Annotated in this window: 17 protein-coding genes and 1 tRNA gene; 12 read left to right on the top strand and 6 right to left on the bottom strand. The window is 38.1% G+C overall.

The window, feature by feature from the left end; translation table 11 throughout:
* Nucleotides 1–4: 4 nt before the first annotated feature.
* From ESY88_RS09135 to ESY88_RS09095, 9 genes are all read left to right on the top strand, one after another.
* Nucleotides 5–1204, top strand: coding sequence for an FtsW/RodA/SpoVE family cell cycle protein (locus ESY88_RS09135; RefSeq protein WP_147086329.1), 1200 nt, complete (start codon nucleotides 5–7; stop codon nucleotides 1202–1204).
* Between the two features lie 168 nt (nucleotides 1205–1372).
* A complete protein-coding gene (murG, locus tag ESY88_RS09130; protein ID WP_394343950.1) occupies nucleotides 1373–2518 on the top strand; it encodes an undecaprenyldiphospho-muramoylpentapeptide beta-N-acetylglucosaminyltransferase in 1146 nt (381 codons plus the stop codon).
* Nucleotides 2515–3915: a UDP-N-acetylmuramate--L-alanine ligase gene (gene murC, locus ESY88_RS09125; RefSeq protein WP_147086331.1), complete on the top strand. Its 1401-nt coding sequence runs from the start codon at nucleotides 2515–2517 to the stop codon at nucleotides 3913–3915. Before murG ends, murC begins: the two co-directional genes overlap by 4 nt.
* Nucleotides 3905–4624, top strand: a complete 720-nt coding sequence (locus ESY88_RS09120; RefSeq protein ID WP_147086332.1) for a cell division protein FtsQ/DivIB — start codon at nucleotides 3905–3907, stop codon at nucleotides 4622–4624. Before murC ends, ESY88_RS09120 begins: the two co-directional genes overlap by 11 nt.
* Before the next feature lie 3 nt (nucleotides 4625–4627).
* Entirely contained in the window at nucleotides 4628–5965 is a 1338-nt protein-coding gene (ftsA, locus tag ESY88_RS09115; RefSeq protein WP_147086333.1) for a cell division protein FtsA, read from the top strand.
* A 198-nt stretch (nucleotides 5966–6163) separates the two neighbouring features.
* Entirely contained in the window at nucleotides 6164–8110 is a 1947-nt protein-coding gene (ftsZ, locus tag ESY88_RS09110) for a cell division protein FtsZ (protein WP_147086334.1), read from the top strand.
* A 133-nt stretch (nucleotides 8111–8243) separates the two neighbouring features.
* A complete protein-coding gene (locus ESY88_RS09105; protein WP_147086335.1) occupies nucleotides 8244–8693 on the top strand; it encodes a GatB/YqeY domain-containing protein in 450 nt (149 codons plus the stop codon).
* A gap of 167 nt (nucleotides 8694–8860) precedes the next feature.
* Nucleotides 8861–8934 (top strand) — tRNA-Arg (locus ESY88_RS09100).
* A 222-nt stretch (nucleotides 8935–9156) separates the two neighbouring features.
* Nucleotides 9157–10401: a site-specific integrase gene (locus ESY88_RS09095; RefSeq protein WP_147086336.1), complete on the top strand. Its 1245-nt coding sequence runs from the start codon at nucleotides 9157–9159 to the stop codon at nucleotides 10399–10401.
* Nucleotides 10402–10738: 337 nt separating this feature from the next.
* On the opposite strand, the gene ESY88_RS09090 is transcribed toward ESY88_RS09095, so the two are convergent.
* The 6 genes from ESY88_RS09090 to ESY88_RS09065 form a co-directional block, all read right to left on the bottom strand.
* The gene (locus ESY88_RS09090; protein ID WP_189702567.1) at nucleotides 10739–11251 is read right to left on the bottom strand and encodes a hypothetical protein; all 513 of its coding nucleotides are present in this window, start codon (nucleotides 11249–11251) and stop codon (nucleotides 10739–10741) included.
* Nucleotides 11244–12446: a hypothetical protein gene (locus tag ESY88_RS09085; protein ID WP_147086337.1), complete on the bottom strand. Its 1203-nt coding sequence runs from the start codon at nucleotides 12444–12446 to the stop codon at nucleotides 11244–11246. The genes ESY88_RS09090 and ESY88_RS09085 overlap by 8 nt, the downstream gene beginning before the upstream one ends.
* Entirely contained in the window at nucleotides 12446–14644 is a 2199-nt protein-coding gene (locus ESY88_RS09080; protein ID WP_147086338.1) for a type II secretion system protein GspD, read from the bottom strand. Before ESY88_RS09080 ends, ESY88_RS09085 begins: the two co-directional genes overlap by 1 nt.
* A gap of 38 nt (nucleotides 14645–14682) precedes the next feature.
* Nucleotides 14683–16089 (bottom strand): GspE/PulE family protein, encoded by a 1407-nt coding sequence (locus tag ESY88_RS09075; RefSeq protein ID WP_147086339.1) that lies wholly within the window; start codon nucleotides 16087–16089, stop codon nucleotides 14683–14685.
* Nucleotides 16090–16575: 486 nt separating this feature from the next.
* Nucleotides 16576–16971, bottom strand: coding sequence for a prepilin-type N-terminal cleavage/methylation domain-containing protein (locus ESY88_RS09070; RefSeq protein WP_147086340.1), 396 nt, complete (start codon nucleotides 16969–16971; stop codon nucleotides 16576–16578).
* A gap of 100 nt (nucleotides 16972–17071) precedes the next feature.
* Nucleotides 17072–17734 carry a response regulator gene (locus ESY88_RS09065; protein WP_147086341.1) on the bottom strand — a complete coding sequence of 221 codons (663 nt, stop codon included), beginning with the start codon at nucleotides 17732–17734 and terminating at the stop codon, nucleotides 17072–17074.
* A gap of 438 nt (nucleotides 17735–18172) precedes the next feature.
* Between ESY88_RS09065 and ESY88_RS09060 the strand changes: the two genes are divergently transcribed.
* From ESY88_RS09060 to ESY88_RS09050, 3 genes are read left to right on the top strand one after another with little or no spacing between them, the layout of a single operon-like run.
* Nucleotides 18173–18706 (top strand): OmpH family outer membrane protein, encoded by a 534-nt coding sequence (locus tag ESY88_RS09060; RefSeq protein ID WP_147086342.1) that lies wholly within the window; start codon nucleotides 18173–18175, stop codon nucleotides 18704–18706.
* Between the two features lie 16 nt (nucleotides 18707–18722).
* Entirely contained in the window at nucleotides 18723–19316 is a 594-nt protein-coding gene (locus ESY88_RS09055) for a hypothetical protein (protein ID WP_223270781.1), read from the top strand.
* A 5-nt stretch (nucleotides 19317–19321) separates the two neighbouring features.
* Nucleotides 19322–26974 carry a thrombospondin type 3 repeat-containing protein gene (locus tag ESY88_RS09050; RefSeq protein WP_223270780.1) on the top strand — a complete coding sequence of 2551 codons (7653 nt, stop codon included), beginning with the start codon at nucleotides 19322–19324 and terminating at the stop codon, nucleotides 26972–26974.
* Nucleotides 26975–26983: the final 9 nt, after the last annotated feature.

Raw genomic sequence — 26983 nt, 5'->3', positions numbered from 1 at the left:
GACAATGGGGCAAATATTCAGAAATATAAAAGGAGATCGATTGATTTGGGCGATTGCAGCATTGCTGGCGATCTTCTCGTTTCTACCTGTGTACAGTGCCGCCAGTAATTTGGCCTACGTGGGTGGCTCAGATAATACCTTTACTTTTTTTGTCAAGCATTTTATGCATTTGTTCTTGGGGTTCGCAATCATCTATGGTGTGCATAAAGTGCCATATCGCTATTTCAGGGGCTTGTCTATGATTATGGTGCCCATTGTGTTGGTGCTTTTAGTGGTGACAATGCTTCAAGGCACTACAATTGACGGTGCCAATGCCAGTAGATGGATTCAAATCCCTTTCGTAGGGATGTCTTTTCAAACCTCCACCTTGGCAGCGGTGGTGCTCATGGTGTATGTAGCGCGTTATTTGTCTAAAATCCAAGACCGGGAAGTGACCTTTACTGAAACCTTGTTGCCTTTATGGGCGCCTGTGTTCTTTACGTTAATCTTGATTTTGCCGGCAAATTTTTCAACAACGGCAATCATGTTTTTGATGGTCATGATTTTAGCCTTTATAGGGGGGTATCCCTTACGGTATTTAGCAGTGATCATTGGTATTGGCATTTTGAGTTTGGCTTTGTTTGTCTTGGTGGCGAAGGCGTTTCCGGGGGCTATTGATAACCGTATTGATACTTGGATGAGCCGAATTGAGAATTTCTCAAATGGTGTGGATACGGAAGCCGACTACCAAATTGAGAAAGCCAAAATTGCGATTGCCTCAGGAGATATCTTTGGGCGCGGGCCAGGCAAGAGTCAGCAAAAGAACTTTTTGCCACAATCGTCTTCCGATTTCATTTTCGCAATTATCATTGAGGAGTATGGGCTCGTTGGCGGTCTCATCTTATTGGCTATGTATTGTTGGCTGCTCTTTAGGATTGTGATTGTGTCCCAAAAATCGGATACCGTTTTTGGAAAGTTATTGGTTTTGGGCGTTGGTTTACCCATTGTATTTCAGGCCTTGATCAATATGGCTGTTGCGGTAGAATTGTTTCCAGTGACTGGCCAAACCCTGCCATTGATAAGTAGTGGTGGTACCTCCATTTGGATGACCTGCCTCGCCATTGGCATTGTTTTAAGTGTGAGTGCCAAACGTGAAGCAGATAAAGATAAGGAGGCGGAAAGCTTTGACGATAACCCATTGGCTGTTTTGAGTGAAGCTTTGTGAAAGTAAAAAGTTTGATATTATATATTGGAAGTTTTAAAATAGAAAATATTTTCCCCTTTGGGGAAATGTCCGTAGGACAAAAGGGGCTATGGGCTGAAGCAAATGAGTTGCTATCTATTGTAGTGGCATCAATAAAAACAATGCGTAATCTAAAATCTAAAATCTAAAATTATCAGTAAGCAACATCCATATAGAATCATCCTCTCCGGAGGCGGCACAGGAGGTCATATCTATCCTGCCATCGCTATTGCCGATGAGCTGAAATCGCGTTTTCCCAATGCGAAGTTTCTGTTTGTGGGCGCGAAAGACCGTATGGAAATGGAGAAAGTACCGCAGGCAGGCTATGAGATTGAAGGCCTGTGGATATCGGGGATTCAGCGAAAACTGACGTTGAGAAACCTTGCGTTTCCATTCAAATTGATTTCGAGCTTATGGCGTTCGAGACAGATTATTAAAGCATTTAAACCAGATGTTGCCATTGGTACTGGCGGTTTCGCTAGCGGACCCTTATTGCAAATGGCGACAGCCAAAAAGGTGCCGAGTTTGATACAGGAACAAAATTCGTTTCCGGGCATTACCAATAAACTATTGGGTAAAAAAGTAGATAAAATATGTGTCGCTTATGAAGGTCTTGAGCGATTTTTTCCGAAGGAAAAGCTAGTGCTTACGGGAAATCCGATACGTAAGGACCTTTTGGATTTAGCTGAAAAAACAGCCGATGCCAAGGATGCTTTTACGCTAAAGCCCAACAAACAGATTCTATTGGTTTTGGGCGGAAGCTTGGGATCAAGGCGCATCAACCAATTGATTGAAAACGAACTGGTCTTTTTAGAGACCAACAATATCCAAATGATCTGGCAATGCGGCAAGCTCTATTACGAGGAGTATAAAAAGCACAATGCCTTGGAGCACGTGGAGGTTTTTCCTTTTCTAAACAGAATGGATTTGGCTTATGCCGCGGCCGATGTGATTATTTCGAGAGCTGGCGCAAGTTCGGTTTCAGAGTTGTGTGTTGTTGGGAAACCCGTGATTTTTATCCCGTCGCCAAATGTAGCCGAAGACCACCAAAGCAAGAACGCGATGGCAATTGCCAGTAAAGATGCAGCCATCATGATTAAGGAATCTGAGCTAGATGCCAATTTTAAAGCCCAGTTTTCTGAAGTGATTGCTTCTTCGGAAAGAAGACAACACTTATCAAAAAATATAAAAAAATTGGCTTTGGCAAATGCCACAAATGATATTGCAGATGTGGTCGAAAAATTATTAGGGAACCATCTGCCGTCTTCCCAAACGGAAGAAACTAATAGATTATGAAGAATAGCGAAAACAAAATAGACAACAATAAGCAAGTCCTTCCCCTTGGGGAGGGATGGGCTTCCCATATCTATTTCATCGGCATCGGTGGCATAGGTATGTCTGCTCTGGCGCGCTATTTTGTGGCAAAAGATTTAAAAGTTGCGGGTTATGACAAGACCAATAGCGATGTTATTACAGCACTGGTGGACTTGGGTGTTTCCGTGAATTTCGAGGATGACATATCTAGTGTTGACACGAGCTTTTTGAATGAAGAGAACACCTTGGTGGTGTATACGCCCGCCATTCCGAAGCATCATAAGCAATTCAATTATTTCAAAGACGAAGGCTTTCACTTGATGAAGCGTTCTGTGGTATTGGGCGAAATCACCAAGCAAAGCTTCTGTCTTGCGGTGGCAGGCACCCACGGAAAAACCACCACCACCAGTATCTTGGGGCATTTACTCTACCAATGTGGGGTGGAAGTCACTGCCTTTTTAGGCGGCATCAGTGAAAATTACAATTCAAACTTTATTAGCAGTGGCACCAAAGTAAGTGTTGTGGAAGCCGATGAATTTGATCGCTCCTTTTTAACGCTTTCCCCAGATTTTGCCTGCATCACTTCCATGGATGCCGATCACCTGGATATTTATGGCGATGCTTCAGAATTACAAAAATCGTTTGTGGCATTTTCAGAAAAAGTCAAGCCTAATGGGAAACTCTTTATAAAGAACGGGTTGCCAATACAGGGCATCACTTATGGGATTGAGGACGATTCAGATTATTCAGTAAAAAATATAAAAATAGAAAATGGTAGCTATCTATTTGATGTGAAAACACCAAATGCGCTGCTTAAAGATTTCAAATTTAACCTACCTGGAAGACATAACTTGTCTAATGCATTAATTGCCCTGGCGATGTCTATAGAATATGGCATCCCTCACCAGCAGCTCGCCGGGGCTTTATTGTCTTACAAAGGGGTTAAACGTCGATTTTCATACCAAATCAAGACCGATACCTTGGTTTATATCGACGATTATGCACATCATCCTGAAGAAATCAATGCCGTACATCAAGCGGTAAGGGAAATGTATCCAGGGCAAAAGGTGTTGGTCATTTTTCAACCGCATTTATACAGTAGAACCCGTGATTTTGCCGATGAGTTTGCGAAAAGCCTATCCCAATTTGATGACATCGCGCTTTTAGAAATCTACCCAGCCAGAGAATTGCCAATAGAAGGCGTGAATTCACAATACCTGTTGGATAAAATTGATAATGAAAACAAATCATTGATTGAGAAATCCCAGTTGATTGAGGTCGTAAAGTCTTCCGAAGCAAGCGTTATTCTAACCCTTGGCGCAGGAGATATTGGCGAGGAAGTGAAATCCATTAAAACAGCTTTGAGCCATGCGCATTAATTATAACTACATAAAGGTTGGGGCATTATTGCTTTTGGTGGTGTTTCTGTGCGCTTTCTCTTATGAACGCAATTCGGCTAGGAAAGTGAGTGACCCAGAAATAAAATTTATTGGAGATGATAATCTTTTTGTGACGCATACCACTGTTAGTAAATTGTTAATAGTAAATAACGCCAGTGTGGCAAATACGCCCAAAGAAATTATAGATTTGAACTTGTTAGAAGTTGCCCTAAATTCTAACGAGATGATCAAGAATGCACAAGTGTTTATGAATGTTGATGGCTTGATTACCGCTGAGATAGAGCAAAAAAAACCTATTGCTCGTATCAGTACAAATGCTTCCTACTACATCGATGATGAAGGCAATTATATGCCTTTATCTTCAAACTATACAGCTCGCGTGCCATTGGTGACGGGTTTTATTGAGAAAAATAAATTGTCCGCTGTTTATGAGGTTGCCATGAAAGTGCAGTCAGATGCATTTTTGACCAGGAATGTCGTGGAAATCCATCAAAACCAAAATGGCACCATAGACTTGAAGTTTAGGGGGCATGATTTTACGATTCATTTAGGGCGAACCAACCTTATGGACAAAAAGATAAATAATCTTAAAGCGTTTTATAAAAAAGCGATGAAAGATAGCATGTTGGACGCATACAGTCTGATAAACTTAAAATTTGACAAGCAAGTGATTTGCACCAAAAAGTAAGCAATGGAGGATAATAAAATTTCAGTTGGACTGGATCTCGGCACCACAAAAATAGTTGTGATGATTGGGAGGAAGAATGAGTATGGCAAAGCCGAAATTTTAGGGATTGGTAAAGCCAAAAGTCTGGGTGTGCACAGGGGTGTGGTCAATAACATTACGCAAACCATTCAGTCCATCCAGCAAGCAGCGCAAGAAGCAGAGGCCGAAGCAGGTATAAAAATTGAAAGAATCACAGTGGGTATCGCAGGCCAGCACATTCGCAGTTTGCAGCATAGTGATTATATAACAAGACCAAACCCAGAAACCGTAATTGATGAGGCCGATATTGATAGGTTGATCAATCAAGTTCATAAGTTGGTCATGCTTCCCGGCGAGGAGATCATTCATGTCTTGCCACAAGAGTTCAAAATTGACGGGCAGGCAGAAATCAAGGAACCCATTGGGATGTACGGCGGTCGTTTGGAAGCTAATTTCCATGTGGTCGTTGGGCAAGTGTCGTCCATAAGAAATGTGGGGCGTTGCGTCAAAAGTTCTGGTTTGGAATTGGAAAATATCACACTAGAACCTTTAGCATCGGCCAATGCCGTATTGAGTCAAGAAGAAAAAGAAGCTGGTGTGGCCTTGATAGATATTGGTGGTGGCACTACCGATTTGGCAGTTTTTAAAGACGGGATCATTCGTCATACCGCGGTGATTCCTTTCGGCGGAAATGTGGTTACTGAAGACATCAAGGAAGGCTGTTCCATCATTGAAAAACAGGCAGAATTATTGAAGATCAAGTTTGGCTCGGCTTGGCCAGGCGAAAATAAGGACAATGAAATTGTTTCCATTCCTGGTTTGCGAGGTCGTGAGCCTAAAGAGATCACGCTGAAGAATTTGTCTAAAATCATCCACGCGCGGGTCGTGGAGATTATTGAGCAGGTCTATGTTGAAATAAAGAATTATGGCCACGAGGAACAAAAGAAGAAACTAATAGCTGGGATCGTGCTTACAGGTGGCGGAAGCCAACTCAAACACCTAAAGCAATTGGTAGAATACATTACAGGTATGGATACCAGAATCGGTTTCCCCAATGAGCACATGGCAGGTGATAGTGACGATGAAATTGCGAGCCCCTTGTATGCCACAGCAGTAGGCTTGGTCATGGATGGCCTAAAGCGTCAAGAGCGCAAGCGTATAGAGAAGCAAGAGGAAATAGATGCGGCTTCTGAAGAAGAGTTAAAAGATGAAGTGCCGTTGGAACTGGAAGAAGATGTGGCACCAGTGCAAAAAAGAGAGCGGAAATCCTTTTTGGATAAGCTCACCGAGCGGGTCAAGGATTTTTTGGATAATGCGGAATGATGCGGGATGATGCAGAATGATGCTGGATGATGCGCATGGATGCGCAATCATTGCGAATCATTGCGTAGTACGGACAAGTCGCGACTTGTCCGTACGGCGCGCAATTTGAAAATTGCATAAAAAATAAAATATTAAAATCAGAAATTTTGGATTGCGATTCGCAATTCAAAAAAAATATAAATATTAAATTCAATATCTATGAGCAATAACAATGATATCGGGAATATAGCATTCGATTTACCCAAGAACCAATCCAACGTCATCAAGGTTATTGGCGTAGGAGGCGGCGGAAGCAACGCCATCAACCACATGTTTTTACAAGGCATTAAAGGCGTTGATTTTGTGATCTGTAATACAGATTCGCAAGCTTTGCACAGTAGTGGTGTGCCAAACAAAATCCAATTGGGGGTTAATCTAACGGAGGGATTGGGCGCAGGTGCCAATCCAGAAGTAGGCGAACAGGCTGCCATAGAGAGTTTGGAAGACTTGAAGCGCATGATGGATACCAACACCAAAATGGTGTTTATCACTGCGGGTATGGGTGGTGGCACTGGTACAGGTGCTGCTCCAGTAATTGCAAAATTAGCCAAGGAATTGGATATTTTGACGGTTGGGATTGTAACCATGCCTTTTCAGTTTGAAGGCAAAACAAGAAATGAACAAGCCCAGAAGGGGATAGAGACGTTACGTTCTCATGTGGATTCTTTGGTTGTTATCAACAACAATAAGCTACGTGAGGTTTATGGTAACCTTGGTTTTAAGGCAGGATTCTCAAAAGCAGATGAGGTTTTGGCAACTGCTTCCAGAGGTATTGCCGAAGTGATTACCCATCACTACACGCAAAACATTGATTTACGCGATGCTAAAACGGTGTTAAGCAATAGCGGGACTGCGATTATGGGATCTGCAACAGCTTCTGGTAAAACCAGAGCGCAAGAAGCCATCATGAAGGCATTGGATTCACCACTTTTAAATGATAATAAGATTACTGGCGCTAAAAACGTATTGTTGCTCATCGTGTCTGGCGCGCAGGAAATTACCATTGATGAAATTGGGGAGATCAACGATCACATTCAAAACCAGGCAGGCCATGGCGCCAACATTATTATGGGTGTAGGGGAAGATGAGTCTTTGCAGGAATCTATTTCGGTAACCATAATTGCTACAGGTTTTGATATTGATCAGCAAAATGAGATCTCAAATACCGAAGCCGTTAAAGTGGTGCATGCGCTTGAAGATGAAAAAGAGGAAACTCCTTTTTTGAGACAAAAAAGAAACATTAATCCAGCCAATACAGTTTCAGAAGAAGCGCCTAAAAAGCCAGATGTGGTTGTGCACAAACTTATCGACGATGTGGTTCCAGATTCGCCTAAATCGAATAGATCCGCAGACCCCCAATTTGTTAAGACCACCGATATCATTAAAAATATCAGTGTGGTTCATGACGAAGTACTGGACCACAAATTTAAAGAAGAGGATTTTGTGATTACACCGGCAAAGATAGAGCCCACTAAAATTGTAGACACCAAGGAAGAAGAGCAGGTTACCTTAATGTTCGATATGCCTTTGCCAGATAAAAGAAATAAAGTCGAGGAACCTAAGGCTTCAGAAACTGAAAAACCTAAAGTTTATGGTCTTGAAGATGACGTAAATGACATCAAGGTTAACGAGCATGTTGAGATTATTCCAGTGACTGAAGCGAATGAAACTGGTGAGAAGCGTTATGCTCTCGATGATTTCACGACCTATGAGTCGTCCATCAATGCAAGTAAAAATGCAAGTAAAACAAAGGAGAAGCCAGAGGTAGAGGAAGATGTTGTTTTTGAGAAAAAAACCATACAACCAGAAGCTTTAGCGACAGAGCAAACGCCAGAAGTGGATCCCATGACCAGTCCTATTTCAGACTTGTTGAAAGAACGCGCCGATGAGCGAAGACGCAATATGAAGGAGTTTAATTACAAATTCAGCAATGCCAAGATCGATGAGATTGAGCGCGAGCCAGCTTATAAGAGAAAAGGTGTGAACATTGAGAATTCGCGTCCATCTTCAGAAACATCTGCCTCAAGAACATCAATAGGTACCGATGATAATGACGACGTGCAATTGAGGAGCAATAACTCTTTTCTTCACGACAATGTAGATTAATAGCAAATCTAATCCATTGGAAGGTCCCGAAACTTTGATTTCAAGGTTTCGGGTTTTTCTTTGAAATTGACGAAAATCGAACTTAAAAAAGGAAACAATTTTTACTACCTTCGCAGTTCAAAATTAAAAGACCATGGGTTTACAGGAAGACGTGATGACTGCGATTAAGGCAGCGATGAAAGCAAAAGATCAAACCGCATTGGCAGCTTTGCGAGCTGTCAAGTCGGAATTGCTTTTGGCCCAAACCGAAACAGGCACAAAAGAAGAGATTACCGAGGAGCAAGAGATCAAGATCTTATCTAAATTGGTAAAGCAGCGTAAAGACAGCGCCACAATTTACAGCGATCAAAACCGAAATGATTTAGCAGCCCCAGAATTGGCACAAGCCGAAATCATCAGTCAGTTTTTGCCGGCACAATTGAGTGAAGCAGAAATTGAGAACGTTGTTGAAGCCACCATAGCCAAAGTGGGTGCATCTGGTATGAAAGATATGGGCAAGGTCATGGGCATGGTAAGCCAGGAATTGGCTGGAAAAGCAGATGGCAAGACCATAAGTACGATCGTAAAAAGCAAATTATCATAATTGGAATTGGATTCTCAAATTGTCAAGAATAATTTATAAGTTTTTCATCGACACAGGGAAATTGAATCTAAAAAGAATATTTTTGAACATTGAACATTGAACATTGAACATTGAACATTGAACATTGAACATTGAACATTGAACATTGAACATTGAACATTAATTAAGGCCGCGTGGCGCAACTGAATAGCGCATCAGATTTCGGCTCTGAGGGTTGGGGGTTTGAATCCCTTCGCGGTCACTTTTACCATCTACAGATGGTATCAAAACCAAGCAAATTTTAGGATTTGCTTGGTTTTTAGGTTTTTATGGGTTCATTTAATTTGATATGTTTTGCATTGATATGGTAGCTAAACGGTAGCTATTTTTATAAATGGTAGCTCAACTACCATTTATGATGTAACTTACATTTGCATTGATTGACTTTCGTCTTAAAACATTGTTTCATTTAAAGACGATTATTATGCGGACTACAAAAACATTTTCAATTCGATTTTGGGCAGATGCTCAAAATGCAAACAACAACATTGCTTTAGTTTATGCAAGGCTCACAGTAAACCAAAAACGACTTAGTTTAAGTCTAAAAAGACGATTGCCTCTTGATTTATGGGATGCAAAAAGTCAAAGACTTCGAGGAAACTCCAGTGAGGCAAAAGAAATTAATCAGTATTTTCAAGAAGTTCGAACTCGTCTTTTTCAAATCTACCAAGACTTGAAGTTCAAGAACGAATTAATTACAGCGCAGAAAATTAAATCTGCTTATTGTGGCGATAACGAAAGTTCGAAAACCTTGATTGAACTAATTAATTACCACGGCAATAAAATAGAAAACACACACGCTGCAGGATCCATTAGAAATTTTGTGGTTACTGAGGGCTATATCAAAAAATTCATGTTAGCGGATAGGAAGACTTCAGACGTCTTCCTGAAGCAAATGGACTATAAGTTCATCTGTGATTTTGAACGTTTTCTCCACGCTTACTATCCAAAAGGACATAAGAGGGAGATGACCCATAACACGGTAATGAAACACATCCAAAGGCTTCGCAAAATGGTTACCCTTGCTTATCATTTGGAATGGTTGGACAAAGATCCATTTATACGCTGGAAAATGACCTTTGAAAAAAAGGAACGAGATTTCTTAACAACCAATGAGCTTTCCAATCTCGAAACTTACGACTTTCCAATCGAGCGTCTGGAAAGAGTACGTGATTTATTTCTTTTCAGCTGCTATACGGGTATTAGCTATGTGGATGTTAAAAACCTCAAACCAAAACACATCTTAGAAGGCATGGACGGCAATAATTGGATTATTACCCATCGGCAAAAAACCAAAACAAAAGTGAAAGTGCCTTTACTGGACAAGGCCAAATTACTATTGGAGAAATATGAGAATCATCCTATGGCACTCATTTCAGAAACCTTATTTCCAATTTTAAGTAATGAAAAGACAAATCTGTATCTCAAAGAAATTGCAAGCGCTGTGGGAATTAGAAAGAACCTCACTTTTCATATGGCTCGACATACTTTTGCGACAACTGTAACATTGAGCAACGGTGTTCCCATTGAAACAGTCTCAAAATTATTAGGACATACAAAAGTAGCGACGACTCAAATTTATGCACGTGTATTGGAAGAGAAGCTGAGTAAGGATATGATTGATTTACAAAAAACCTTGAATGCTAAGGATGAACTGAAAAGGGAATGAATTAGGGTTTGTACTTATTTTGCAGGATAATATACTTCAAACCATTTATTGGGCTCATAATCCGAGGGTCACTGGTTCAAGACCAGTTCCCGATAGCAAAGACAAGGCTTTGAAGAAATCGAAAGCCTTTTTTATGGTTTGCGTACAACATAGGCATAAGCTTTTGGCTTGGTTTATGTTTCAACTTATGTCTTTTGTATTTGATAGCAAAAGCAATAACCCTTTACGATTTTTTCTTGTTTTAAAAAAGGATTTGACTTTTACTGTTCTGTAATTTAATTCATTGTTTAGGATTGCTGAATCTTGATCCATAAATCGATTGGAATATGTGAAATTTTTACCCAAAACTTTTCAATAAGACCCTAACTTGTAAATAAGATTTCCCACTCCTAAAGTTTTTTTTCTTTTCATAATGTATACTTACAACCTCGCCAAACTTGGTTTCCTGTTCAAGTTTATAAATGAGTCGGTTTATGGCATCGAAAGGACCTTCAATAGTGAAATCATAAGTTTTAATTGCTAAATCATTTTTATTGATTATATGAGGTTCTAAAAAATGGATTACTTTGAGATCATTACTATTGGAAAAGTCATTGATTGATGATAATAAATTGTTCTGAATGGAAGAGCCATCTAATTGATATTTATTCAAAATGGAGTCATAATACCGTTGCTTTAATTTCAACAATGACAATTGCTTTGGAGCGTTCTTAAGCAAAGCGGCTTCATTGTTTAGACTCGTAAATTCTCTTTTTTGATCGAAGGTTTTATTTATGGCCAATTGATAACACAGAATCAACGCCAATATAAAACCAGCAATCAACGCCATATTTTTTTGCTTTTTAGTCATGTGCAATGAATGCTTTAATTTTAAAATTAGAGCTTGTGGAATTTTTGAGACCATACTCTAGTATTTCAATACTGGTTATCCAATCCAATTGCTCCATCTCTCCAATCCATTTAGAGAATACATCGCTATTTGTAGAAGTGCCAGAGAGTTGAACAATATGATACTCTAACTCTATATCCTTATCTGCTTTTATTCTTTTTTTTAATGGCTGGTAATTAAATTCAGACAGCAGAATTGAATTTGGCAAACTCTGCATAACTACATTAGTGTAAAATGATGTCTGTGAGGCGTTTCCGTTTAGTAGGTCATCGACAGTCTTTTGTTTCTTGGTAACGGTCTCATTAAGTCCAAGAATTTGTTCTTTGGTTGATTGATTGATCTGGGAGATCTGTTTTAGCTCATTTACTTTATTGAAATAATGGTTGAAAATAAAAAAGTTAATCAAAAGTATGGAAAGTAGGAACAGGCCTGAAAATTTAAAAAACTGGTTAAAAAATCGAACTTGACCAAAATCTGCCAAGATTGCCTTTCGTTTATCATTGAAATTTGAGATACTGGTGTCACTATTTAATATAGGTTTTAGTGCGCCTGCCAATGACAGGATCTCTTTATTTGAAACTTCTAAACCATTCACATTATATAATTCATTTTCCGTATCTGACTTCTCGATGCTTTTTATCACATTGTTCTCAATTGCGATAATAGCGTTTGAGGTTCTAACGGTATCAACTTTTAGAAACGATTTTATGTTGGAAATCATGGCGTTTCCTATAGAGATATCGATAACATAAACATGGTTCCTGGCGTAGATGTCAATTAAGGAATCCAAAAATGTCTTTCGACAAATAGACACAAAATGCTGCGACCCCTCAGAAATGACCTCATAATAAAAAGCTTCCATCTGAATATTGGGAAATGCCTTATAGACTAATTTTGAGGCTTCGCTTTCATTGCTATTGATAGATTTAAATAAGACCTGATCATTGTTAACTGTTAGCACGGCATGTTGATTTCTGGAAAGTTTTTTAGATACTTCCTCAAAGGAATCAGTTTGACATAAGTCAGCCACAACTAGTTCCTTTTTAGTCCTTTTTAAGACGATGCAGTTTATTTGGTCTTTGCCATTAGTGGAGGTGTGCTCCATGCCACAGAAGCGATTTCCATACTTGAGATATGTCCAGATGTTTTGAAGCATTAATTTATGATAGTAGGTTTAATCAAGACGGTCAATTTGGCTTTTTTTGCTTCTCGCTTTCGTTTACTGAATAGCCATTTGATAATTGGAATTCTCGCTAAAAAAGGTACTCCAGACCCAGAATTGTTCTTCATCTGCTCTTCAAGGCCGCCGAGCACGACAATATCCTGATCTTTTACCCTTATAATCGAACTGAACTCACGAGAACTAATGTCTGGCGGAGCATCTTGTGAGATTCGAGCGCCAAATGTAGACTGCACAACAAAAATGTCTAAAGTAACCTGACCATCTCCAGAAACCAAAGGCTTGATGGTCAAACCCAATTCAGCATCTATTGGCACATAGTTCACGGCGGTTTGAGTCACTGGATTATCTGAACCAATAATAGCTTGCTGGGTCACAGCATAATAAGATGTTTGTCCGTTGGAAAATGTAGCCCTATGCCCATTTAAAGTTGAAAGTTTGGGGGTTGACCTGATTTTTAGATTTCCGTTACTTTCCATAGCCTTGATGGTGGCGAAAAAGTTGGGAACGACCTTCCCCAGGTTGAAAGATCCAAAACCGTCAAACCCTCCAATAACTTTATTGATGGTCTTAGCGCCTAAAGTTAAATTAGTTTCAGGGAAAATACCACCTTGAGTAGTCGTAGGTCCAGCTCCAATTCCCCAACTAACGCCTGCTTCAACAAGAGTGGTGTTGTTGACCTCAATCAACATGACTTCAATTAATATAACGGGAACAGGTTTGTCAATTCTATTGATAAAATCCTTAAATCTTTCGACATTAGTACTTGGGCCAGTCACATAAAAACTATTGAGCTCATAATCGACTGTAATATCCAAATCCTGTTTGATTTCATTCGGAAGAATGTTTATCAAGGCTTCTACCTTATTACTGAAATTATTGAAGTTTTGATTACTGTTGGTGTTAACTGGTTCCCTATTCCGATTTTGGGAATAAGAACCAATTGGGGTATTGCTTATACCGTTAAAATTATTGAAGTTATTATTCGAGTTAAAGTTTCTTCCTGCGCTCCTGCTACTTGAGCCCCCGCCTGCTGGATCAGACAACAATTCCACAGAACGATGTTGAAGATGTATGATGGCCACCTTACGAACGCTCAATTGATTCTCTGTCCCGAAGAAATAAATATTGTTTTCTTTTTTAAATGTAAAACGTTTTGAAAAATTTGCTTGATTTAGGTTGTTTAGGTTTTCATTGCTTTGGGTATTAGTGTTTGAAATCGTTTGGGACTGCACTTCAAATAGATGAGATAAAAGTTCATCAAACGTAATGGATTTCGCCGTGAATGTTGCGGTGCCTGCTTCATCCAAAGGCGTGGCAGTAAATATGTCGATATTAAGTTCATTACCGATATCGTTGATAATATCTGCGATAGGCGTGTTCACAAAATCAACTTCCAGAAGCTGTTGTTCAGGCACTTTTATCTTAAAAAAGAAATTTGAGTTTCTGCGTCGCGTTGGTCTTTGGCTTGTGAGCTCTGTATTTGGGTTGTTTGTTGATGATATCGCTGTAGGTGTGTTGTCCTCAAACACAAAAAAACCGTCCTTTGATTTTTCCATATATAGGTTGTTCGCAAAAGCGAGGTTGTCCATTGCGGTTTCAAAGGGAGTATCATTTATATAGACGGTGATTAATCTATTTTCTAAACCAGGGGAAAACACAATATTTTTCGCTGATTCATCCATGATTTTTTTAAATACGTCATAAAGTTTGTCTTCTTTTGCATCGAGTGATATCGTGTTATTCGAAGGGTCATAGGCAATGGGGATGATGCGTTGTTCAATCTTTGGTGGGGTTGGTTCATACTTTTTTATGGAAAGAATGTTACCGGTAAAGTCTATGGTCAAATCATATTCCTTACATAAAAAAATGAGAAGATCTGCCACAGTCACATTTGAAAAATTATTGGCAATGGTAACCTGGCTCAATTCTGGAGCGACGTTGATATTCACTTTATGAATGTCAGACAAAGCTAGTAGAAAATTGGCCAAGCTTATATTATTCACGCTTATTTCAGTCTTGACATTTTCGGTCAAGCCCAATGTTTCGGTAGATAAAATAGTCAGTTGATTTTTTATGGTTTCAATGCGTTGTTGCTCATTTGGGAATTGGCCTGTTTGGCCAAACAATAAGCTAAAACTCAGTAAAAATAAAAGGTATAGTATGTTTTTCATCAATTGCTGCTAAAGCAGTTTTTTTGTCTCATTGGTTATCAATCGCTCAATAGAGCATAAACTTCATCGATGGAAGTAATGCCTTCTTCAATCATACTCACGGCGTTGCTCCTTAAAGTTGAAACATTATGTTCTTCCAAATACGAATCTACCTCAAGGTCATTTTCTTTTATATGTTGAACTAATATCTTGGTAATTGGAATGATTTCATAAATTGCTTTTCGTCCCTGATATCCCGTATGGTGGCAAGCATTGCAGCCAGTGGCCAAAAAGTGTGACTTTAAATGCTTTGGGATTTCAAAATTTGACGGAAAAAGTTCTTTGGTAATGGTACTTTTCTGCTTGCAATGAACGCATAGTTTACGAACCAAACGTTGCGCCACACTAACATTCAAGGTGCTGGCAATTAAAAATGAAGGGATGCCCATATCAATCAATCTGGAAATGGTTGCCCAAGCTGAATTTGTGTGTATAGTGGATAACACCAAATGGCCTGTCAAAGCTGCACGAATGGCCATGTTTGCTGTCTTGGCATCACGTATCTCTCCAACCATAATGATGTCTGGGTCTTGCCGCAAGAATGTTCTGAGTGTACTTGAGAAATCCAATCCAATATTTTCCTTAAGCTGAACTTGATTGACGCCTTCCAAAGTATATTCAATTGGATCTTCAATGGTTAAGATATTAGTGTCGTCGTTATTCAGTAGTTTTAAAGTGGCATATAAGGTGGTTGTTTTTCCTGAACCTGTTGGTCCAGAAATTAAAATGATGCCGTTGGGTTTTCTAACGGTTTCTTTATATGTTCTAAGCTCCGATTCTGTAAAACCCAATGCATCTAGGTCAATGTGGGTAGCATCCTTGCTCAAGATACGCAATACCATTTTTTCTCCATGCAGGGTGGGTAGGGAAGAGACCCGGATGTCAAATTCGTTTTTTACAGTCTTTACGGTAATCCGTCCGTCCTGAGGAAGACGTTTTTCTGAAATATCGAGTCCAGCCTGAATTTTGAGTTTGTTGACGATGACAGGATATTCATGGAGCGCAATTATGAACTGCTCCTTTAGCTTACCATCCATGCGAAATCGAACGCGGCATTTGTGCTCGTAGGGTTCAAAGTGAATGTCACTACTACCAATATCTTTAGCGGTCATTAATAATTTGTCAAGAAAATCACTCGAGTAATGTAAATTTTCAGACTGAATATTTTTACTTTTTCTGAAGTTGACACTTAAATAATTTTGAATATTTTCTGATGTGTCCTCAATCAATTCGATGTCCGTATTTAAAACAACACGTAACTCTTGCTGCAATCCTTCTGAAACCTTATCAGATTTAAACGCAATGGTTCCGTTGTGTGATTCTATGGGTACAATTCTATAGTGATGTGCCTGTTCACTGCTTAAAAGTTGCAATAAATTTGTCGGTATTTGGAAATCCTCAGTCATATTAAACGGTATAAAGATTTGTTAGGATTCCTGACCAACTGGCCAAATAGCTTAAGGCAAAAAAAAAGCTTAAATAGCCCGCTAAAGGCACGGTCTCGAATTTAGAACTTGACTTGAAAAACAAGTGTAGCAGCAAAGAAAATATAAGACCAAAAACAAATAAAATAAAAAAGGAAATACTCGAAAAGGTAAATGCCAATGCGAAAAAAAGTAACCCATCGCCTAATCCAAAAGTTTTGGACAGTGCCGTTTTAAGTTTAAGCTTAGCGTAAATAAATACGGTCAATAATAGCAAGATAATGAGTGAAACATTGAGGATTATAGTTGTAAGGAATAGCGTTTCAAACATGTTAGAGTACATTAAAAATGCAGAGGAAACCGCAATAATTGGAAATAAGAACCAAAATACTTTGCGTTCTTTTAGGTCTTGATAAAAAACCAGTGTAAAACTAGCAATCAAGACTATTTTAATAAATAATGCCAAAGTCAATCCTTTACGATTTGTTTGGGAGCGCCATTCTCATCAATTTCCCAAACATTAAAAATGCCATCACCATCAAAATCGGTAATTGCTGTCGCTCTTGCTTTGAAGCTGTTATTTGTAGCGCTCAAAATCTCATAGGCATAATTTGATCTTCCATTATTATTGACCGTCTTAGGCGCCTCAAAGTCGATATCACTTAAATCCATCGAGTATTTTGAATACATATACCTGTAGGTGGTTTGAGAATTATAAATATGGCTCAATTGCAATTGTGCCTCTGTACTTTTGGCCTTGCTAATTAAAGGCATTAAGTTGGGGAGTGCCAACAGCAATAGAATACCAATGATGACGAGAACCACTAAGATCTCTTGAAGGTTATATGCGGGTAGTTTTTTCATAATTATTCAAATAAACAATCTTTATAGATCAATTTTAAAATTTCAGCCTTAAAAAACATAAGGTGTTACCTTGCAATTTGTAATGTTTTTGATATAAGGGCTATATGAATCCCTTTTTTTTAGCTGCTATTATTAACTCTGAATCGTCCTTGCCTTTGGTTTCGAACAAGCCTTTTAAGTAACGTTTTCGACTTTCTACACCTCCTATTGATAGGGGTAGGCATTTAATGAGATCTTTTGTTTTGGTACCTTTCGCTAATTCATAGAGTAAAAGTTTATCATTTTTATTGAGCACGATGTCACTTGACATCTTTTTTCTCAAAAGATTTAAAACCGTGGGACTGTAAAAGGGGTAGTTGGTCAACACACTTGTAAGTGCGTTAGAAACCATCTGAGAACCTACATCGCCCTTAAATAGCAATCCATCAGGATTCAAGTTTTGGAGCAATTTACCTAAGAGTAAGGCATCATAATGCCCTGTAATAATAATGATCTTGGTGGCTTCATGTTTTGATTTAATTAACTTGGCGAGATCTTCGCCACATTTATATTTGCCATCTTTTGAGGCTGGTAATCTAATGTCCAAAAAAGCGATATCATACTCTTTTTTATTAATTAATACCAATGCAGATTCACAGCCAAGCGCCGAATCTACAGTAAATTCGTGGCCTTTATTTTGGAACTCATAGGCTTTAATAGAGTTGCGATAACTTTCAACAATAATAGGATGGTCGTCTACAAGTAAAACACGCGTTAGTTTCATTGGGCAAGTAGTTTGGGGTTAGTATTGTTTGAGGGCATATTGATTTTTAGTAGTGTTGTGATCACGAGTTTCCAAAACATGAAAAACTTAGCTATTATACGGTATTTAATGCGGTTTTACATTTTATGAAATTAATCGTAGCCTTACCGTATAATTGCTTTTGGGTTAACCCTGCATCACATAATTGACTGTTTACATGAGTTTATTGTAATAGAATTTAGTGCACATGGCCTATTTTGTTTAAAAGTTCATGTTAATATTTTAACAAAATGATTGAGTTCATCAAATATATTTGATCATTGACATAAAATCAAATTTTTGACCTTTAATATTTTAAGGTGAAGCCTTACAAACTGTAAGGTGCTTTTTTGGCAAATATTTAACTTTTATAAATAGATTTGGCTCAGAACTGAATTAATCAACGCCTATCTATTGTCTATGAATAAAATATCTTTAACCTTAGCGCTCCTTGCGCTGATAACGAGCATTTCATCTTTTTTTTATTTCAATTCCCATTCAAATCAGGTCTATGTAGATGTCAACAAGTTGTTGGAGGGCTATAAGAGAACCAAAGTGGTAAGAGCTGATTTTGATGCTACAGCAAAAACGCTTAATGCCAATGTAGACAGTTTGATGACCAATTGGCAAACTGAATTAAAACTCTACGAGAAGGAACGTTCCAAAATGTCTGATAAAGAATTGGAACTAAAACAGGAGCTCTTAGGTAATAAGCAACAACAGATTAACAATTACCAACAGGCGATTCAAAAACAGATAGATGAATCGGATAAAAAATCTACACAGACCGTTATCAATGACATCAATGACTATGTTAAGGAGTATGGTAAGAGGAACGATTATGACATCATTTTTGGAGCCAGTGGTAGCGGGAGCATTATGTATGCAAGCGAGAAAGCAGATTTAACGGAAAAGGTTTTAGAGGGTTTAAACACAGAGTTTGATGGTAAATAAAGCCTTTTTTTTAATAATGGTAATTGCCATACTGGCGATGCATTGTGGGTGCCAATCGAGCATTTACGATAATGAAGAATCCTTGTTGAACTATTTAAAAGTGGAATCTAATGGTTATGTGCAACATAAAACGGTTAATGGTGTTGATTTCACTTTGATGTATAGACCCACCGATCTTTTGGTAAAACAGGAGATGGGAGGGATGGAATCGACTGAAAGCATAGAGAGTTTACGAAAACGATATGATAAATTTCTTTATTTCAACTTGAGTATGAGTAGAAATAACAGTGAACTACTAAATACAGAGCCTAAAAACAAGAATCAATTCACTGCTATGGTAAACCAGTTAGTATTTGGAATGGAAGAAAAAGTGTATCTATATACACAGAAAAAAGATACTATTGCCCTAGCTGACTATATATACCCGCGAATGTACGGTATGACCAATGCTACCACTATTATGTTCATTTATCCAAAAAGCGAAGAGCTTTTAAAACAAGAGTATTTAACTTTTGTTATTCAGGATTTAGGTCTTTATACAGGTGAAGTGAAGTTCAAGACTGAACTGGATTTAATTATAAACCAGCCGAAATTATCATTTAAAGATTAAATAAAATGAGTATTAGAAAAGGATCAAATTTAATAATGCTTTTTATACTTATCGCTGCGTTTAGTGCAAATTATAGCCAAGCCCAAGGACCAAATTCTCCGGAAGCTTCTGGTTTTGAGCCAGTAGATGCAACTGATATGGTTAATTTGGCTTCAGGAGACCTGTCTTATGTATTACCTCTTTTATCAGTTGATGGCTTTCCTGTAAACCTCTCTTATCATGCAGGTATTGCCATGGATATGGAGGCCTCATGGGTAGGTCTAGGGTGGTATTTGAATCCTGGTGCTATTAATAGAACTGTTACCAATACCGCCGATGATATAAGGAACGGCGTAGGAATTAATTTCACGTCATATTACAAAACAGAGGTCTATTATGGAATAAGCGTTGATGTAGGATTTCCCATTGGGGCGTCAGTAGGTGTAGGAATGAACTGGGGTGCGGGAAAAGGCATATCAGGTTCCGTAAATGCATCAGCTCATATTTTGAAAGTAGGCGATGTAGCTAATGTAGGTGCTGGAGCATCTGCCAATACATCAGGGAACGTTTCAGTTGGTCTAGGTGCGTCCGTAAGTATCGGGAGTTTAGGAGTTGGTGCTAGTTTGTCTTATAGTTTGCAAAATCAATGGAGTGTATCAGGAAGTTTAGGAGTCGCTGTTGCTGAAAACCAATTTGTTGGAATGGGGATGTCTTCTGATGGTGGCTTTGGAGTCGGTATGTTTGCTGGGCAAACTAAAAAAGGAGTTTCTGGTTCGGCAGGAGGCGGGATGAATTCTAGTAGCTTTTCGCAAGGCGACTACAGCATTGATCAACAAAGTACTGCCGTAGCGTTGCCTCTTCATGTCATTGGAATTCCAATAACTTTAGGTTTCAGTAAATCTAAGGTAAAATATTCTCTAAGAAAGGGGTTTGTTAATAGAGAATGGGGCGCATTATATGCAGGTAATTTCAACGAAATGACGGCAGGAACAAACCAATCGGGTAATAGAAACGGTTTGAATGATTATCAAAAAAGAACCAATAGTTTTGATGTCTATTCGACAAGACTTCCTCAGCCTGAGGAGGAATTTGTTGGTGATTATTCAAAAACTATCGAAAACATTAATTTCACTTACGTAGGGTATGATAACTATAGTGTCAATACCCAAGGGCTAAGCGGTGTTATGTCTCCAAGACTTTTTCAAAATATCCCCGTCTTTGGAAAAGGAGAAAGAACAACAAATGAGAGTGGGAAGGACATACATGTCTTTTGGCATAAAGGGTCGTCTTCTAATTCCGCTCAAAGAAATTTTGGAGGAGGTAATAATGAATTGCATTTTTATTTTGACGGACAGTTAACTAGTAGGGAGGTTGTGAGACCAAGTGAATTTAATAGCGCTTCCGGTTCAAACCTTAATAGCTTTCTCAAAAATGGAGGATTGGATTTAAGTAAATCTTTTACTAATCAGAACCTTTACAATAGAGCAAAAACTCCAAACTATATCGAGGTGTTCACAAATGCCCAGATAGCATCAGGTTATGCAACAACAAGAGGTCTTATAACTCCTAACAACCAGAATGACCTCGATCGAAACAATCCATCAAAATTTGATCCAGATGGTATTGGTGCTTATAAAATTACCTCAACAGATGGTAAAACCTATCATTTTTCTTTGCCTGTATATCATTTTGAACAAATTCATCGGAATCTTATAGAAACGGATGAATATCCTCAAGGTAACGCTACCAATGTCCAAGAAAGAAGACAGTATTCAAGGTATGCGACTCATTGGTTGTTGACAGCAATCACAGGTTCTGATTATATAGATAACAACAACAACAAGAAGATAGATACAAATGATTATGGATATTGGGTGGAGTTGGAATATGGTAAGTGGAGTGATGGATACGTTTGGAGAACTCCTTTTGAGGATAACGTAAGAGACTACAATACTAATTTATTTAGTGATATTGAAGAGAAAGATAAAGGGTATTATCAGTTTGGAAGAAAACAGCTATACTATCTTGATAAAATAAAGACTAGAAGGAAGACAGCAATTTTTATTAAAGATATTAGATATGATGCGGTTGGTAAAGATTTACATTTTGGCATGCACAATGATAGTAATCCTATATGCCAATTTAACCCTTCTGCATGCGAATCACCTTATTACCAAACGTCAGATAATAGAGATGGAACATTAAAGACAACTGGGGGTAACTCTGGAATGAATAATACTGATAATATTTATGTTCGTGAAAGCGGTGTTAATTATAAAAGAGAATATAGTTTAAAACTAAGTAAGATTGTATTACTCCAAACTGAAAAGGCAGAGGAGTTAAATAAAAATAACGCAGGTAGTCTTGGTGGCGCATTGCCTTCAAATTTAAATTATACAAGGAATGATGTTTGTAGTCCTGGATGGGAATCTCCATATTTCATTGACGAATATGGTTCCAATTATGAATATGAAATACATCGAGAGTCTCACGTATTCGATATAAATGATGTGTCTCAAAGCTTTCTAAATCAACATGCTCTCAGGGTAATTGAATTTGATTATGATTATGGCTTAGCAAAAAAATCAGCTTCATCTATGGAGTTACCGCCAAATCTGACTTCAGGGCATCAAGGAAGGCTAACACTGAATAAGGTTTATTTCAAAGGTCGTGGTGGTGCGTATTATATGCCTCCTTATAAATTTAACTATTTTTTGAAAGACATGCCTAATGTTTCTCTGGCTGGCATTTCTGAAAATTCAAGTTCGGCTATCGATTATGTTAGAAACAAGAGAGAGGCAGTTGATAATTGGGGGTTTTTAAAAAATAACTATAATGGTGTGGAACGAATAAAGGGGTGGAGCCTCAAAGAAATTTCTACTCCAACGGGAGCTAAGATTCAAATTGACTATGAAGAGGATGATTATTGGATCGAGGCCTTTGGAAGGCGCTACTGGCAAAATAGCTTGAAAATTCATACAAGAAAACTACCTAGTGGAGACGCTGAAATTACAATAACAAATCAGGATGGAATTCCAACAAATGCTATGGTAGAAGACTTCAGCGATTATTTCATTGTTGGGGAGAGAGTGTTTTTTGATTATTGGGCTGCTAGAAGAAAGAAAAAAAATATTTTATCAGATAATGATTGGGGAGGGATCAATATTAAAAATAATGACTACGTTATCGTTCATAGTGCCAATCAGAATCAAGTTGTACTAAGAACTCAAAATAATACATCCTGGAATGTTGGACAGGATATGTCTAGAGCTAGAAACAGATGGTTCTGCAAAGCTAGTGGATGTGGATCGAACGTGTTTTATCCAGGAATTAGGGGCTTTATTCCTTCAGCTGACCGAGCTAGGATGGATCATCATACTATGCTGTACAAACTTTTGGCAAATAGGGTTCCAGAGGATGAAACAGGCGGAGGATTAAGAGTTAAAAAACTAAAAACTACAGATATTTCCTCAAATACAAATTATTGGGTGGAGTATGATTATAATTATCCAATGGGTCATCTAAGAGAAGGGCTTTCATCTGGGATTACCTCCTACACACCTGTTAATGGATTGAAATATGTACCATATCAATCAGAGGTTCCAGCTCCTGGAGTAATGTACGAGTACGTAACTATGACGGAAAAGACTCAAAATGGCGAATTTGACTCTCAAACAAGATATAGGCATCATGTCTTAAAGCCAATTCATGATATTTTTAATCCAAATATTGAAATGGCAGCTTTAGAAGCAGATGCTAGAGGTGAGGACGATATTTTTTGGGCTTCAGTTGAAGATAACTTTGGAGGGTTGGATGGTGCAGGCTTAAAAAAAGTCGCTGCAAAAAAAATTGATATTAATGTAAATACAGCTCTAATTGGTCAAATTAAGTCCATTGAAAATCTAAATGATGAAGGTCACATACTTTTCAAAACAGAAAATGAGTATATCAATGGTGCCATTTTGACAGGTGAAAAAACAAACAATTTATTCGATATTAATGGTAATAATATTGGTAATTATAATGATGCAGAACTAAACAAAGGGTATGTCAAAGAATCCTTCAACTCTATGAAAACCATATTTCAAACGGACACTGATGGCCTAAACGTAGTTGATGTAGAAACTAAACGCCTGTTAAGTATTTCATCAAAAACAGAATATAATAATATGATCAAGAGAGTTGTCTCTCATTCCAATAATCTTGTTTCCTCTGTAGAGTATTCTAATATAGATCCATGGCTAAGCAGTTTTAGGGAAAGTACGACCAAAACGGCGGACGGTACTTTAAAGAGGGATGTTAGAATACCGGCGTATAATTTTTACGATGGTCAAAACCCAGGACGTATGTCATCCAAGATCTTGGACTACTCTAATAAAAATATGCTGACTCAAGAGGCAATGACAGTATCACAGATTTCATTAAATGGTGGTAGTTCATGGAAGACGGTAAATGCATCTATAAATACTTGGAATAAAGATTGGATTTATAGGGATGATTATGGCAATGAAAGTTCTGGCACTTCTGTATGGAGAATGCATAAAACTTTTGTTTGGAAGGAAGATGTTGACCCAGATGGTACTTATGCTACTAATATAAGTGAAACCAATAATTTATTTAATTGGGGTCTTGGGCAGCCAAATGATACAAGATGGCAGAATGTATCAGAGATTACAAGGTACAATCATTTTTCTAGCCCTCTAGAAACAAGAGATATTAACAACAATTTTGCAGGATCAAGGACGTCAACAGATCAATCAAAGGTATTGATTTCAGGTAATGCAAAAATGACTGAGATGTTTTTCTCAAGTGCTGAACGTATACTGAGTGGAAATCGTTTTGAAGGTGATGTCTACGGGGCTAACTTTAGAACCAATCAATTGGCGCATTCAGGTGGTTATTCAGTAACAAATACAAGCACAAGTAATAAGGTGTTTCAAGTAAACTATAATTCTAGTCAAGCATCTAATTTATTGAGACCTGGAGTCTATAAAGTTTCTTTTTGGTCTGCAGTGAAACAGGGTTACAAACAAAACGCTGTGTATTTTAATAACGTTAGAGTTGATCCGCAAGAGATAGTAAGAGCAGCATGCTGGGAGCTTAGAAATTATTATATTAAATACGAGAATGGAGCTTCGTTTAACGTTTATGTCAGAAATGCAAATTTTATAAATCAGTTTTTCGATGACTTTAGAATACATCCAGTAAGTTCAAGCGTTAATACCTACATTTATAATGATGCCACGGATGACCTAAGTTATATGTTGGATGCTAATAATATGGCGACTTCATTTAAATACGATAATGCAGGTCGCCTAATCAAATCATATAAGGAAATTCCTTATGAGACTGATAATTTTAAGGGTGGATTTAAGGTAACCGGTAAGAACAAATATAAATATGCAGCAGCAGGGGCTTCCGTGGATTCTTATTATGACGATATTAATTGGTATGGTTGTTTTGACGATGTAATAAATATAATTCACCCATGTGAATATTTGGATGATCCTAGTCAGCCAGATACTGACGGTGATGGCCTGCCAGACATTTGTGATGATGATATCGATAATGACGGTATTTTAAATGATGATGATAATTGTATCGCCACACCTAATAATGGTCAGATGGATACTGATAATGATGGTATAGGCGATAATTGTGACGATGATATTGACAATGACGGAATACTAAATGATGATGACAATTGCGTTTATACTCCTAACTCCAACCAATTAGACAGTGATTTAGATGGTGTAGGAGATGTTTGTGATGAAGTGCCATTTGATGATACGGACGGTGATGGAGTTCAGGATAATCAAGATAATTGTGTTTATACCTTCAATCCTGATCAAATAGACAGTGATAACGATGGTTTGGGTGATGCCTGCGACAATTGTCCATTTTTCGCAAACATTAATCAAGATGATCAAGACGGCGACGGCATGGGTGACATTTGCGATAACTGTATTTCTGAATTTAATCCACTTCAGTTAGATAATGATAATGATGGCATAGGTGACGTCTGTGATTTGAATGATGCTTGTGACCCACAAATTAATGATGAGACTGGGGTAATTGAGAATCCGAATTTTATTGACCAAGATGAGGACGGGGTTGGTGATTTATGTGATAATTGTCCTAATTATTTTAATCCTGATCAAATCGATGCTGATGCTGACGGTGTTGGTGATCTATGTGATAGCGGATATTATTGTGGAACCTATGATACAGATGGCGATGGAGTTGGTAACGATTGTGATAATTGTCTAAAAACTCCAAATTCTAATCAAGCAGATTTTGATGCAGATGGTATAGGTACGGCTTGCGATAATTGTCCACAAGCATTTAATCCAGATCAATTAGATAGCGATAATGATGGGATTGGTGATCTTTGTGATACTTCAAATGATTGCGGTAAATATGACACTGACGCGGATGGTGTTAATGATTTATGTGATAATTGTCCAAAGGATTCAAATTCTGGACAATATGATGTAGATAATGATGGGATTGGTAACGAATGTGATAATTGCCCTAAAACACTCAATCCAAAACAATCTGATTATGACAATGACGGAATAGGGGATGATTGTGATAATTGCCCGAAAATAAGTAACAGTAGTCAAGCGGACGAGGACGGTGATGGTGTTGGAAACGCGTGTGATAACATTAATAATTGTGAAGGAAAGGATTCAGACCAAGATGGTATTGCCGACAATTGTGACAATTGCCCTTACATTGCGAACGCTGACCAAAAAGATAGAGATGGCGATGGTGTAGGAGATAGATGCGACAATTGCATTAATACCCCCAATCCGAATCAGCTCGATACTGATAACGATAAGGAAGGAGATGTTTGCGATACAAATGATTTTGATCCTTTAAAAATAAAATCTGTAAATCAAACATGTATAGCACTTTTAGAACGGGGCTACGAAGCTGATGTGGCTGGGGGTTCAGGTAATTACACTTATGAGTGGCGTTGGATGACAAATTATAATTCTAATACTTATTCTCCATACATAAGCGGCGATCACACAATGCTTGCTCCTTATGCATTAAAATTGTGCGGTAGCGGTGATAGATACGATAAATATTGGCGTGTAGAGGTAAGGGTTACTGATCAAGCTACTGGTGAGATTGATACATTAAACGGCGGTTTAACTTTTGGAGGGTGTAATTTTTCGATTAGTAACAGTAATTGGTCTAATATTGAGGTGTCTAAATGTCACGATGAGTGCAGTGGTGCAGATTATACTTTTCACATCTATACAAAAGATCCAAACATGTCGGGTAATTTCACTTATGAATATATATACTATGATCCTATTACTGAAACAACGTCTAATTGGATTGATGTAACTGCAAGCAATGGTAGATTTTGTCCTCAAACGTATTACAGGGAATGGTCTAGTTGCCAAAGTGGCTTTGTAGAAAATATAATATTAGGTTATAGAATAACAAATTTAGCCACAGGTGAGGTGTCGGGTACAAGTGGACCAGCTTATTCTATTTATTTAGGATGTTCCGAGAATTTACCTAATCCTCAGTTAAAAGTGCCTAGGCCTTATGCGACCGATGAGAACGTTTATATTGATAATGAGACCATTATCGAGAGAGACAAACAGGGCGGCAAGATTATCTCTGTAAGGAGCATCTATGATACGATAAAGCGATAAACATGGAGA

The organism is Subsaximicrobium wynnwilliamsii (assembly GCF_007997225.1).
Classification (GTDB): domain Bacteria; phylum Bacteroidota; class Bacteroidia; order Flavobacteriales; family Flavobacteriaceae; genus Psychroserpens; species Psychroserpens wynnwilliamsii.
Note: the sequence above shows the minus strand (reverse complement) of the source record. Positions and strands in the feature narration are given on the sequence as shown.